The 12,999-nt window shown below is 49.1% G+C and carries 15 protein-coding genes; all 15 read left to right on the forward strand.

The features are described from left to right. Window positions 1-24: 24 nt before the first annotated feature. The 15 genes from BUQ98_RS02205 (at window position 25) to tolA (ending at window position 12,913) form a co-directional block, all read left to right on the forward strand. Entirely contained in the window at window positions 25-1,257 is a 1,233-nt protein-coding gene (locus BUQ98_RS02205; RefSeq protein ID WP_074212231.1) for an ISL3 family transposase, read from the forward strand. Between the two features lie 202 nt (window positions 1,258-1,459). After that, window positions 1,460-2,080, forward strand: coding sequence for a hypothetical protein (locus tag BUQ98_RS02210; protein ID WP_074212299.1), 621 nt, complete (start codon window positions 1,460-1,462; stop codon window positions 2,078-2,080). 28 nt (window positions 2,081-2,108) lie between these two features. Then, entirely contained in the window at window positions 2,109-2,738 is a 630-nt protein-coding gene (locus BUQ98_RS02215) for a hypothetical protein (RefSeq protein ID WP_074212300.1), read from the forward strand. Window positions 2,739-2,744: 6 nt separating this feature from the next. Next, window positions 2,745-3,410, forward strand: a complete 666-nt coding sequence (locus BUQ98_RS02220; protein WP_217693626.1) for a hypothetical protein — start codon at window positions 2,745-2,747, stop codon at window positions 3,408-3,410. Window positions 3,411-3,438: 28 nt separating this feature from the next. Further along, complete coding sequence (locus BUQ98_RS02225; RefSeq protein WP_074212301.1) at window positions 3,439-4,074, forward strand: hypothetical protein; 636 nt, start codon at window positions 3,439-3,441, stop codon at window positions 4,072-4,074. Window positions 4,075-4,771: 697 nt separating this feature from the next. Next, on the forward strand, window positions 4,772-5,401 hold the full coding sequence (gene ruvA / locus BUQ98_RS02230) for a Holliday junction branch migration protein RuvA (RefSeq protein WP_074212302.1): 630 nt from the start codon (window positions 4,772-4,774) through the stop codon (window positions 5,399-5,401). A gap of 2 nt (window positions 5,402-5,403) precedes the next feature. Next, on the forward strand, window positions 5,404-6,417 hold the full coding sequence (gene ruvB, locus BUQ98_RS02235; RefSeq protein WP_074212303.1) for a Holliday junction branch migration DNA helicase RuvB: 1,014 nt from the start codon (window positions 5,404-5,406) through the stop codon (window positions 6,415-6,417). A gap of 510 nt (window positions 6,418-6,927) precedes the next feature. Next, on the forward strand, window positions 6,928-8,511 hold the full coding sequence (gene cydA / locus BUQ98_RS02240) for a cytochrome ubiquinol oxidase subunit I (RefSeq protein WP_217693632.1): 1,584 nt from the start codon (window positions 6,928-6,930) through the stop codon (window positions 8,509-8,511). 11 nt (window positions 8,512-8,522) lie between these two features. Next, a complete protein-coding gene (cydB, locus tag BUQ98_RS02245) occupies window positions 8,523-9,659 on the forward strand; it encodes a cytochrome d ubiquinol oxidase subunit II (RefSeq protein ID WP_074212305.1) in 1,137 nt (378 codons plus the stop codon). 15 nt (window positions 9,660-9,674) lie between these two features. Further along, window positions 9,675-9,782, forward strand: coding sequence for a cytochrome bd-I oxidase subunit CydX (gene cydX / locus BUQ98_RS02250; protein ID WP_021024361.1), 108 nt, complete (start codon window positions 9,675-9,677; stop codon window positions 9,780-9,782). Then, complete coding sequence (locus BUQ98_RS02255) at window positions 9,775-10,071, forward strand: cyd operon YbgE family protein (protein WP_074212306.1); 297 nt, start codon at window positions 9,775-9,777, stop codon at window positions 10,069-10,071. Before cydX ends, BUQ98_RS02255 begins: the two co-directional genes overlap by 8 nt. 215 nt (window positions 10,072-10,286) lie before the next feature. After that, window positions 10,287-10,694 carry a tol-pal system-associated acyl-CoA thioesterase gene (gene ybgC, locus BUQ98_RS02260; RefSeq protein ID WP_074212307.1) on the forward strand — a complete coding sequence of 136 codons (408 nt, stop codon included), beginning with the start codon at window positions 10,287-10,289 and terminating at the stop codon, window positions 10,692-10,694. Further along, on the forward strand, window positions 10,691-11,377 hold the full coding sequence (gene tolQ / locus BUQ98_RS02265) for a protein TolQ (RefSeq protein WP_074212308.1): 687 nt from the start codon (window positions 10,691-10,693) through the stop codon (window positions 11,375-11,377). Before ybgC ends, tolQ begins: the two co-directional genes overlap by 4 nt. A gap of 3 nt (window positions 11,378-11,380) precedes the next feature. Continuing rightward, the gene (gene tolR / locus BUQ98_RS02270; protein WP_074212309.1) at window positions 11,381-11,827 is read left to right on the forward strand and encodes a protein TolR; all 447 of its coding nucleotides are present in this window, start codon (window positions 11,381-11,383) and stop codon (window positions 11,825-11,827) included. A 9-nt stretch (window positions 11,828-11,836) separates the two neighbouring features. After that, the gene (gene tolA / locus BUQ98_RS02275) at window positions 11,837-12,913 is read left to right on the forward strand and encodes a cell envelope integrity protein TolA (RefSeq protein ID WP_083605170.1); all 1,077 of its coding nucleotides are present in this window, start codon (window positions 11,837-11,839) and stop codon (window positions 12,911-12,913) included. The last annotated feature ends 86 nt before the right edge of the window (window positions 12,914-12,999 follow it).

The following is a 12,999-nucleotide window of genomic DNA, read 5'->3' on the forward strand; positions in this document are numbered from 1 at the left end:
CTCTGCACTTGAGCCCTGAATCAGATGAAAGATACAGCACTCTATCAAGCGATCCTTGGACTGATTCCGCCATGGACTGTCGACTCTGTCCAGGTGGATAAAACGAGCCAACGTATTACCGTGACTATCATGTACGAAAGTCATTCAAGCGTTGCTTGTCCAACATGCTCGAAAGCGGTAAGAAAGCATGACTCTCGAAAGCGGATATGGCGTCATTTGGATACATGCCAATACGAAACATATCTTGAGGCCCAAGTTCCACGTGCTGACTGTCCAAAGCATGGGGTTCAGACCGTTTCTGTTCCTTGGGCATCTCCTGGAAGTCGCTATACCGAACTCTTTGAGACAAAGATTATTGAAACACTTCAGTTCACTTCTCTTCTCTCTGTATCTAAAGCCTTTCGACTGAGTTGGGGAGCCATTGATCGGGTAATGAAAAGGGCTGTTTCACGAGGGCTCGCCCGGAGAAATTTAAATAAGGTAGAAGATCTGTTGGTAGACGAAACTGCCTTTTGCCGAGGGCATGATTATGTCACGGTGATGTCGAGCCGAACGGGCCAAGTTCTCGCTGTTGCCGACGGTAAAAGTGAACAAAGCTTAGCAAACTGCTATCGAGTGCTGCCTAACATCGCTAAACAACAGGTCCGCTCAGTCTCGATGGATATGAGCCAAGCTTTTATGAATGCAACCGAGTCCTTCTTTGGCTCACGCTCTAAACGCCTGATTGCAGTTGATCATTTCCACGTGGCAAAAGTGCTCACCAAAGCTGTTGACGATGTTCGCAAGCAAGAGGTTAACCGTCTACCGCCATACCTTAAACGAGAGTGCTACAGAACGCGTTATGGCTGGCTCAAAAGAAATAGAAACCTCACTGGTCGCTTGAGGGAGCGTATAAACAAATTGGCCAAGCTCATGATAGATACAAGCCTTAGCTGGTTGCTCAAAGAGCAAGCAAGACTAATCTGGTACGGAGGTTCGATCAGAAGCGCAAGGAATCAATGGCTAGAGTGGCTTGCTTTAGTTAAGGCAAGTGGAATTAAACCATTGATGACAGCAGCGGCGACAGTGAAAAAGCACTTACCAGCAATCCTTAATGCAATGCGGCTGAAGGCATCGAATGGCCTGGCGGAAGCTATAAATGCCAAAATCCAATACATGAAGCTTAGAGCTAAAGGCTTTAGAAACAAACAACGGTTCAAGACAGCGATACTGTTCTATTTTGGGGGGCTTGATATGACTTTCCACCATGAACGATGAAGAGCCACGCCTAAACAGGGAGCAGACCCAAACGGGTGGGTCGTCCGTTCACCTAAAAACCAGACTGATGTGGTCGTTCTCTTTGATGGAAAAGGCGAATCTTCTTCGACACCTTTTCCAAACACCTTTTTTGCCGATTTGGAAAAGCGTAAAAAAGCGAGTGTGTCTGAGTAAGGTCAGCCCAAACATCAGGTAGTTAGCAATGACTAAATGGAAAGCATTTTTATCACTGCTCTTATCAGTGACTGTTTTAGGTTGCAAGCCCGAACCTTACACCGTTGAGGCTGGCTTTACTAATGGCAGCACCTCCGGCGAACATGGTGTAAAAAAAATGGTAATCACCACCCAATCAGGCGGAAAGGCTAATTTTGCCATGGGAGCCGTCAGTGGCTATCCAGGAGCTCATTCGTCTGGTGGACGTATGGATGCGCCCGCTTACATTGAGGGTCACTGGGCTAAAGGATGGGAGTATCCTTTCAAGTCATATCACCGCATATCTGCACCCATTCCAGGTAATGCCGAAGCCAAAATGAAAACAATGGATAATTACTACCAAAATTTCGACCGTGACTATGGTTCGATGGAGGTGATTGTTGATGGCCCTAGAGTACGGGTCTTCTACTCAAAATCGTGCGTTGATATGTACGATGACTGTACGCCTAAACAGGGAGCAGACCCAAACGGGTGGGTCGTCCGTTCACCTAAAAACCAGACTGATGTGGTCGTTCTCTTTGATGGAAAAGGCGAATCTTCTTCGACACCTTTTCCAAACACCTTTTTTGCCGATTTGGAAAAGCGTAAAAAAGCGAGTGTGTCTGAGTAAGATCAGCCCAAACATCAGGTAGTTAGCAATGACTAAATGGAAAGTATTTTTACTACTGCTTTTATCAGTGGCTGTTTTAGGTTGTGAGCCTGAGCCTTACACCGTTGAGGCTGGCTTTACTAATGGCAGTACTACCGGTCGGCATATCGTGTCCAAAATGACGATTACAACGCTATCAGGAGGCCGAGCAAACTTCGCTATGGGTTCTGTAGGTGGTTATCCAGGTGCCCACTCAGGCGGAGGAAAAATAGATGCCCCCGCTTACATCGAAGGTGAGTGGGCAAAAGGTAACCCAGAGCCGAGTAGCGGTTTAATCTCCTATCACCGCATATCTGCCCCCATTCCAGATAATGCCGAAGCCAAAATGAAAACAATGGATAATTACTACCAAAATCTCGACCGTGACTATGGTTCGATGGAGGTGATTGTTGATGGCCCTAGAGTACGGGTCTTCTACTCAAAATCGTGCGTTGATATGTACGATGACTGTACGCCTAAACAGGGAGCAGACCCAAACGGATGGGTCGTTCGTTCACCTAAAAATCAGACAGATGTGGTCGTTCTCTTTGATGGCAAAGGCGAATCTTCTCCGACTCCTTTTCCTTCAGCTGACACTGCGACATCAGAACACCGGCAAAAGGCAAACTCTCCGGAATAGATCTAAGTGTCAATTGATGCCAATCTAAGAGCCAGGTATTTGGCAGTGATTAAATTGAAAGCCTTTTTATCACTACTCTTATCGTTAGCGATTTTTGGCTGTGAGCCTGAGCCTGAGCCTTATACGGCTGAGGTCGGATTTACTAATGGCAGCACCTCCGGCGAACATGGTGTGAAAAAAATGGTAATCACCACCCAATCAGGCGGAAAGGCTAATTTTGCAATGGGGGCCGTCAGTGGCTATCCAGGAGCTCATTCGTCTGGTGGACGCATGGATGCACCCTCTTACATTGAGGGGTACTGGGCTAAAGGATGGGAATACCCTTTCGAGTCATATCACCGCATATCTGCTCCCATTCCAGATAATGCCGAAGCCAAAATGAAAACAATGGATAATTATTACCAAAGTCTCGGTCGTGACTATGGCTCGATGCAAGTCATTGTCGATGGTCCAAGAGTTAGAGTTTTTTATACTAAAAATTGCTTTGGTATTGTTACTGACTGTACCCCAAAGAAAGGCGCCGACCCTAATGGCTGGGTTAAGAAATCACCTCGCAATTTGACTGATGTAGTTGTGCTCTTTGATGGTAAAGGCGAATCTTCTTCGACACCTTTCCCAAACACCTTTTTTGCCGATTTGGAAAAGCGTAAAAAAGCGAGTGTGTCTGAGTAAGGTCAGCCCAAACATCAGGTATTTAGCAATGACTAAATGGAAAGCATTTTTACCACTGCTCTTATCAGTGGCTGTTTTAGGTTGTGAACCTGAGCCTTATACTGCTGAAGTTGGTTTTACGAATGGTAGTTCCACAGGTAGGCACTCTGTCTATAAAATGACAATTACAACCGTGTCTGGCGGTAAAGCCAACTTTGCCATGGGTGGAGTGAGCGGTTACCCCGGCGCTCACTCTTCAGGTGGGCGTATAGACGCTCCCGCTTACATTGAAGGCGAATGGGAAGAAGGATGGGGATTTGCAGACGATGACATCAGCTCTACACCTCATCACCGTATATCTGCTCCCATTCCAGATAATGCCGAAGCCAAAATGAAAACAATGGATAATTATTACCAAAATCTCGATCGTGACTATGGCTCAATACAAGTCATTGTCGATGGTCCAAGAGTTAGAGTTTTTTATACTAAAAATTGCTTTGGTATTGTTACTGACTGTACCCCAAAGAAAGGCGCCGACCCTAATGGCTGGGTTAAGAAATCACCTCGCAATTTGACTGATGTAGTTGTGCTCTTTGATGGTAAAGGCGAGTCTTCTCCGACTCCTTTTCCAAACACCTTTTTTGCCGATTTGGAAAAGCGTAAAAAAGCGAGTTTATCTGAGTAGGGGGAGGGGCGACACAAGCCCCAGCACCATGATGGATATCTGTGAATTGACAACGGGCACCTGTCACGGTCGGCGCCAAATTTGACCACAATGTCGGAGGCGCGCGTCGGCTTGGGTATTCAGGATTAACATCGCCCCGGCGCTTGTCCGACCTACGCCTGATTTATATATCGGTGGTGTCATCGGCTACGATTACTCGTTCCCACGCTCCTGCGTGGGAATGCATACAAAACTCGAACCCTGAACAGAAGTCGTGACAAAACTATCGATCCGCACTTCCTACGCCTAGTTATACATCGATGGTGCCATTGGTGTAGGTGACACAAGCCCCAGGCATAGTGTTGGGTATGTGTAAATTGCCAACGGACGCCTGTCACGTTCGATGCCAAATTTAACCCCGATGTCGGAGGCGCCGTGCAACGGGCGCGCCACTTACATCGAGTCACGAGGGTCACATCGCACTGGCGCTTGTCCGACCTACGCGATATTTAGGATTTTTGAATACTGAGCGCTTCGCTTACAGAATACGGGAAGAGCAGGAAGTAGTGCCTAGGTCCTAGGATCCTAGGCCCTAGGAACTTTTTCTACAGGGATAGGCACGTTACGCTTTTCCGTATTCCGCCCGTCGTCAATTCGACTGGATATACATCCAGTTATTCTTTATCCTTGAGGAAAAGTAACAAACAGAGAGTCGATTGTGATAGGCCGATTACAGGGAACCTTGATAGAAAAGCAACCGCCAGAGATATTAATTGATGTCAATGGCGTCGGTTACGAAGTCAGTATGCCGATGAATTGTTTATATCAATTACCGGATGTGGGTGAGATGGCCACTGTGTTTACCCACTTTGTGGTACGTGAAGATGCGCAGTTACTCTATGGTTTCAGCGGAAAACGTGAGCGTGCGCTATTTCGTGAGGTAATCAAAGCGAATGGCGTCGGGCCTAAGCTCGGGTTAGCGATTCTATCGGGGATGACGGCGAATCACTTTGTTAATAGCGTAGAACAAAACGATGTTTCTACCTTGGTGAAGATCCCTGGCGTAGGCAAGAAAACGGCGGAACGCTTGGTGATTGAAATGCGCGACCGACTTAAAAACTGGGAAGCATTCGATCTCTTCACGCCGCACACGGATGCAGCAACGGCCGAGGGTGCCGCATTACGCGCCGAGCCAACGACCATCTCGAATGCTGCTGACGAGGCTGTCAGTGCTTTGGTCGCGTTGGGTTACAAAGCAGCACAGGCAGAGAAAGTGGTGAAACAAATTGCAACCGATGACATGAGCAGTGAAGAGGTGATCCGTCATGCGCTGCGCTCGATGGTGTAACCATGATAGAAGCTGATCGTTTAATCTCGGCACAAACCACCCCTGATCGTGAAGACGAGGTGATCGACCGAGCAATACGCCCTAAGTTGTTGGAAGATTACCAAGGCCAAGATCATGTGCGTGGGCAAATGGAAATTTTTATCCATGCCGCGCGGAAACGCCAAGAAGCCCTTGATCACCTCTTAATTTTTGGCCCGCCCGGCTTGGGTAAAACGACTCTGGCAAACATTGTTGCCAATGAAATGGATGTGAGTATTCGTACCACGTCAGGGCCTGTGTTAGAAAAAGCAGGAGACTTGGCGGCGCTACTGACGAACCTTGAGCCCCACGATGTACTTTTTATTGATGAAATTCATCGTTTGAGCCCTGTGGTGGAAGAAATCTTGTATCCCGCCATGGAAGACTATCAGCTGGATATCATGATTGGCGAAGGGCCGGCGGCGCGTTCAATCAAAATCGATCTGCCGCCGTTTACGCTGGTGGGAGCGACCACGCGCGCAGGATCATTAACCTCACCACTTCGCGACCGCTTCGGTATCACTCAGCGTTTGGAATATTACAACGTGCGTGATTTAACGGGAATTGTAAAACGTAGTGCGCATTGTTTGGCGCTATCGATGGAAGAGGAAGGAGCCGAAGAGGTGGCGCGTCGATCACGTGGCACCCCGCGAATTGCTAACCGTCTTCTTCGCCGTGTGCGTGATTTTGCAGAAGTGAAGGGCAGTGGCCATATCTGCCCGGATATCGCCCAGCGTGCCCTCGATATGCTTGATGTTGATAGCCAAGGGTTCGATTACATGGACCGAAAACTGCTCAATGCCATTATTGAAAAATTCGATGGCGGCCCGGTCGGCTTAGATAACCTCGCTGCCGCAATTGGTGAAGAAAAAGACACCATTGAAGATGTGATTGAACCTTACCTTATCCAGCAGGGTTATTTACAACGCACCCCGCGTGGACGGGTTGCCAGCCAACGAGCCTATCTGCATTTTGGTTTTGATTTGCCCAAGACGTGATCAAAACCAACGGAAAGCTTAACTGAGATCAAGATAAAAAATGTCAAAACTGACCCGTTGCTCAACAACCAACGGGTTTTTTTGATCTAGATTAAGGTTGTGTAGCACGTGACCCCTTATCGTGGCTACCATCTGCTGAGTGTTACAGCTAACCAAGCCGTGAGAAGTGGCTTCCGTTAACGTCGACTGATCACCTGGTTTCTTTGTGGTTAATCACAATTTTGCATCTTGGTATATCCGTTTTATGGTTTTTGCAGCGCATGCGACAAACCAAGCAAAAGCGGGTTAACACACCTTTGTCACGCTTATAATATTAGTTATAGCTTAATTAGCTTTAATTTAACTAAAAAACAACCTAAGCGTTTCAACTGTGTAACATGCAAGCAGTAAATAGAGAGAGTGTCGATTTCCCCGCACCAGTAAGCCGTATCTGCTGCCGTGCAGGGTGAGAAAGTAAAACGAGCGATACACCTGTATCGGCACCGACAACGGTGTAAAGGAGTGACCATGATTACCGATATCGTTGATTTATCGCGGCTGCAATTTGCGCTTACTGCGATGTATCACTTCCTGTTTGTTCCCTTGACACTGGGCATGGCATTTTTGCTGGCCATCATGGAATCCTTATACGTGATGACTGACAAGCAAATCTACAAAGACATGACCAAGTTTTGGGGCAAACTGTTTGGGATTAACTTTGCTCTTGGTGTGGCGACAGGCCTGACCATGGAGTTTCAGTTTGGTACCAACTGGGCCTATTATTCCCACTATGTCGGGGATATATTTGGCGCCCCGCTTGCCATTGAAGGGCTGATGGCCTTCTTCCTTGAATCCACCTTTGTGGGCCTTTTCTTCTTTGGTTGGGATCGTCTCAGTAAACGTCAACACCTAGTCACTACCTGGCTGGTAGCGTTAGGCTCTAACTTTTCTGCGCTGTGGATCTTGGTCGCTAATGGCTGGATGCAAAATCCGGTGGGGTCGGAGTTTAACTTCGAAACCATGCGCATGGAGATGGTGAGTTTTGCGGATGTCGTCTTCAACCCTGTCGCACAGGTAAAATTCGTGCACACCGTTGCCGCAGGCTATACCACAGGGGCGATGTTTATCTTGGGGATCAGTGCTTACTATCTGCTTAAAGGGCGTGATCTCGCCTTTGCTCGCCGTTCATTTGCCATCGCCGCGTCGTTTGGTATGGCGGCGATTGTCTCGGTCATTATCCTCGGGGATGAATCCGGTTATGAGCTCGGTGATGTGCAAAAAGTAAAATTAGCGGCGATTGAGGCTGAATGGCATACCGAGGAAGCCCCTGCTGCGTTCACGGTGGTGGGCTTGCCAAACCAAGACACCATGCAGACCGATTATGCGATAAAAATTCCTTACGCGATGGGGATCATTGCGACGCGCTCGTTAGATAAAGAAGTCACCGGTTTAACCGATTTGATTGCTGAGCACGAAACCCGCATTCGTAATGGCATGCAAGCGTACGCATTGCTAGAAAAACTGCGTGCTGGCGAAACATCGTCTGAGACCAAAGCCGCGTTCAATGAAGTAAAAGATGATTTGGGCTACGGCCTGCTGCTCAAACCTTATACCGATAACGTGGTCGATGCCACCGAAGGGCAAATTCAGCAAGCGGCGCAAGACTCTATCCCACATGTGGCACCGCTGTTCTGGAGCTTTAGGATCATGGTGGCCTGTGGTTTCGCAATGCTGTTCATCTTTGGTATGGCATTCTGGCAAACTTGCCGTCAGCGTATTGATCAAAAACCTTGGCTACTCAAACTGGCATTGATTGGTATTCCGCTGCCTTGGATTGCCTGTGAAGCGGGTTGGTTTGTGGCTGAGTATGGCCGTCAACCTTGGGCGGTGGGGGAGATTTTGCCGGTGCATATGGCGGCATCCAACCTCGCAGCGGGTGATATCATCTTCTCGATGGTGGCGATTTGCTCGCTCTACACCGTCTTTCTCGTCGCCGAGCTTTATCTGATGTTCAAGTTTGCCCGTCTAGGGCCCAGCAGTCTTAAAACGGGTCGCTATCACTTTGAACAAAAAGGCAATCCAGAAGCGGATTTCAGCCGCCAGATTGAAGCATAAGGAGAGAGAGCATGTTTGATTATGAAATGTTACGGCTGATCTGGTGGATACTGATTGGGGTACTACTGATTGGCTTTACCGTCACCGACGGCTTTGACATGGGGGTGGGGGCCTTGCTCACCCTGATCGGAAAGACTGACAGTGAGCGTCGCGTGATGATCAACGCCGTTGCGCCGCATTGGGAAGGTAACCAAGTCTGGTTGGTCACGGCGGGTGGCGCGCTATTTGCGGCTTGGCCATTGGTTTACGCCACCTCATTTTCTGGTTTTTATATCGCGATGGTGATTACTCTGGCCGCGTTATTTTTCCGTCCAATGGGGTTTGATTATCGCTCAAAAATTGACGATCCGCGTTGGCGTACGGCGTGGGACTGGGGGCTAGTTGCTGGCGGTTTTGTGCCACCGGTGATCTTCGGTGTCGCCTTTGGTAATTTACTGCAAGGGGTGCCGTTCCAACTCAGCGATCTCTTGATCCCAACCTATACCGGCGGCTTTTTCGCGTTGCTTAACCCCTTCGCGCTGGTGTGTGGCCTAGTCAGTTTATTTATGGTGGTCTTGCAAGGGGCAACTTGGTTGCAGATGAAAACCACTGACGCCCTGCATGTGCGAGCTCGTCACGTAGCCCAGCTCTGTGCGTTGCTCACCACCGTGTTATTTGTCTCTGCTGGCTTCTGGGTACAAAATATAGATGGTTTTGTGATGGTGAGTGACGCGGCGACCCAAGCGGCGTCTAATCCGTTAGCCAAAGAGGTGGCAGTACAAAGCGGCGCGTGGATGCGTAATTACCAGTCAATGCCAATTCTCTGGTTAGCACCATTGGTGGGGACGGTGATGCCACTGTTGGCACTGCTTGCGTCTCGCCTTGAGCGTGGTGGCTGGGCCTTTTTGTTTTCAAGCCTCGCGATTGTGGGAGTGATCTTGACGGCAGGCATTGCAATGTTTCCCTTTGTTATGCCATCAAGTACCTTTCCTAGCCATAGTTTGACCATGTGGGATGCCACCTCAAGTGAACTCACCTTGTCAATTATGACTATCGTTGCCGCAATTTTTGTCCCCATTATTTTGGGTTACACCTTGTGGTGTTATATCAAGATGTTCGGCCGCTTAGATGCGCAATATATTGAAGACAACAAACATTCACTGTACTAAGTAAGGAGCCTGCATATGTGGTATTTCACGTGGATTCTCGGTGTGCTGCTGGCATGCGCCTTTGGCATCATCAACGCTTTATGGCTGGAACACACAGAAGCGATGGATCACGATAATGAGTGATCGCCACTCCGCACCTTTAGGCCAGAGTTTTTCTGGCCTTTGGCGCCTGCTCTCACTGGCCAGTGCGTTGTGCTGGGGCGGACAAGTGATGTGGGCGCCTGAAGCGTTTGCGCAGCGCATGGGTGGCGTAACTTTCCTCATGGGGATTGGCTTGCTCTATGCAACATGTGTCGGGGTCATTCATGCCATTGGCTTTCGTGCTCAAGGTCGATGGAGCCGATGGGCAACCTGGCCGCTATTTGGCTGGCTGATCTCACTGGTACTGCTGACACTGATGGGATTGCACTAAGCACGATGAGTATAAGATGACAACGCGATGACAAAGGCACCCAGGAGGTGCTTTTTTCGTCATTATTATCTGAACAATTGCTTATTTTTTGCAGCATATCACTTCTCTTCATCACAATCGGCGACCAAAGCGCCGCCCGCACTGCCTCAGCATTTCTATACATCCACAACTTAGGTATAGTAATTGCCTATTGTAAACCGATCATGGATAACGACATGACAGAATCAACGCCGTTTCGCTGGCCAATCCGCGTGTACTATGAAGACACGGACGCAGGCGGAGTGGTTTACCACGCCAATTACCTCAATTACTTTGAGCGTGCACGCACTGAACTGTTGCGTGAGATCGGTGTCAATCAACAAGCGTTATTTGCCGAACGCACTGCCTTTGTAGTGCGCCATATGGACATTGACTTTCATCGGGGTGCCAGGCTTGATGATGCTTTGGACGTTGTCACCACAGTGTCAGCCATGGGACGCGCGAGCATGACCTTTTGTCAAAGCTTGGTGAATTCTGATCAAAAAGCATTGTGTGCGGCGACGGTTAAGATAGCCTGTGTCGACCCAACAACCATGAAACCTAAATCGATTCCAACACTGATTAAATCGGAGATGATGACGTGACCGCTGAACTTTCCATTCTCGACCTGTTTTTACAAGCAAGCTTGCTTGTTAAGGGAGTGATGCTGATATTACTGGGTATGTCAGTGGCGTCTTGGGCGATGATCATTAAACGCTCCAAAGTGATGCAGCAAGCCTTTAGCAAAGCGGAGCGATTTGAAGATCGATTTTGGTCAGGGATCGATCTCTCACAATTATTTCAAGAAGTGCAAGCGCGCAAAGATAACCTGACCGGTAGTGAGAAAATTTTCTACGCCGGCTTTAAAGAATTTGCACGCTTGCATCGCAGCAATGACAAAGTGCCCGACGCGGTGATGGAAGGCACCTCACGTGCGATGCGCGTGTCCTTGTCCAAACAAGTGGAAGAGCTTGAAACCCACTTGCCGTTTTTGGCCACGGTGGGGTCGATCAGCCCCTATATTGGCCTGTTCGGCACGGTATGGGGGATCATGCATGCCTTTATCGCCCTGGGGGCCGTCAAACAAGCCACACTGGCGATGGTCGCGCCCGGCATTGCTGAGGCATTGGTCGCAACGGCGATGGGTCTGTTTGCCGCGATTCCAGCGGTGATGGCCTATAACCGACTGACAGCTAAAGTGAGCAAACTTGAACACAACTACATGAACTTTATGGAAGAGTTTTCTAGCATTCTTCATCGTCAAGCGTTTGCGGCAACCCAGGAGTAATCCATGGCGTATCAACCGAAACGACGCAAAATGACGGCGGAAATCAATGTAGTGCCCTACATTGATGTGATGTTGGTGCTGTTGATTATCTTTATGGTGACCGCGCCCTTTGTCACTCAAGGCGTCGACGTGGATTTACCACAAACCACACAGGCCAAAACAGCGGCAGAGCTCGCGGAAGAAGAAGACAGCGGTGCCTTTATCATTGTTGAAGTGGATAAAGACGGCCTGCTAGGGCTTAGTGTCGACAATGGCGACATGACCCGAGGATTGAGTCTGGAAGAAATCTTGGTTCGAGTAAAAGCCGAGCTGCAGCTTAACCCCAAATCGCCGGTGCTTGTCGGTGGCGATGGCCGTGTGCCTTATTCCGAAATCATCCTAACGCTTGATGCATTGAATCAAGCGGGTGTGTCGTCAGTCGGTTTGATGACAGAGCCATACGAGTCGTAGGTGAGGGTGATGAACGAACCAACCGATAAAAATAAGCCAACCAAGAGAAAGAGTAAAAAAGACTCGTTGGTGCCAGCCCTCATTATTTCAGGCGGGCTACACGTACTGCTAGTGATTGTACTGTTGTGGGGAGCGGATTTTAGCTCAGACGCCACGCCGACGCCGAAATCGGGACGCACCATTGATGCTACCGTGATTGACCCAGCGGTAGTCAGTGCGCAAGCCAAGAAAATTCGCGAGCAACGTGATCAAGCGAAACGTGAAGAAGCGGAGCGGCTGAAACGATTAGAGCAGCAAGCGAAACGTCTTGAGCAGCAGCGCGAGCAAGAAGAGCAGCGCCTTCGCGAAGTGAAACGGCAAAAGCTGGAAGCCGAGAGACAGGCACGTGAAGAACAAAAGCGGATCGCGGAACAAAAGGCCAAATCGGAAGAGCAGGCACGCATCGCCAAACAGCAGGCAGAGCAAGCGGAGCGAGACCGTCAGCGTAAACTTGAAGAAAAGCGTCAAGCCGAACTTGCGGCGCAAAAGGCTGAGAAAGCACGGCAAGAAAAGCTCGCCGCTCAGCGCAAAGCCGAGAAAAAAGCCGAAGCCGAGCGCCAGCGCAAACTGGCTGAAAAACGAAAAGCGGAAGAGCAAGCGCTAAAAGAGGCCGAACAAGCGCGTAAAAAAGCGGAGCAAGCAAGAAAAGAGGCAGAGCGCCGGGCGGAAGAAGCGAAGCGACAGCAGCAAGAACAAGAGGCAGCGCTAAACGATCTGTTCTCAGGATTGGAATCGGAAGCCAGTCAACGGCAAAGCGCGCGAGGACAATTTATTCAAGACGAAGTGGCGCGGTACGGCGCCATTTTTACACAGATGATCCAACAGCGGTTAATCGTAGACGATGGCTTAAGTGGCCAAGAATGTGTGGTGAATATGCGCTTGTCACCGACCGGTCTCTTGCTTAATGTGGAAGAAAAAGCAGGTAACACACGGCTTTGCCGGGCGACAAAAACCGCTGTGGCCTCTGTGTCTCAGTTTCCGATGCCAGAAGATGGCGATATTATCGCCAAATTACGTGATATTGAGTTAACCGTTAGACCTAACTAAACGACAGGATAAAAAACATGATGGAAGTGAGCCCCTGCGGTGGCACAAACAGTGTGACAAGCAAGAGTCAGGATCGTTTGCGGACG

It is taken from the genome of Salinivibrio sp. ES.052 (assembly GCF_900141775.1).
Taxonomy (GTDB): Bacteria; Pseudomonadota; Gammaproteobacteria; order Enterobacterales; family Vibrionaceae; genus Salinivibrio.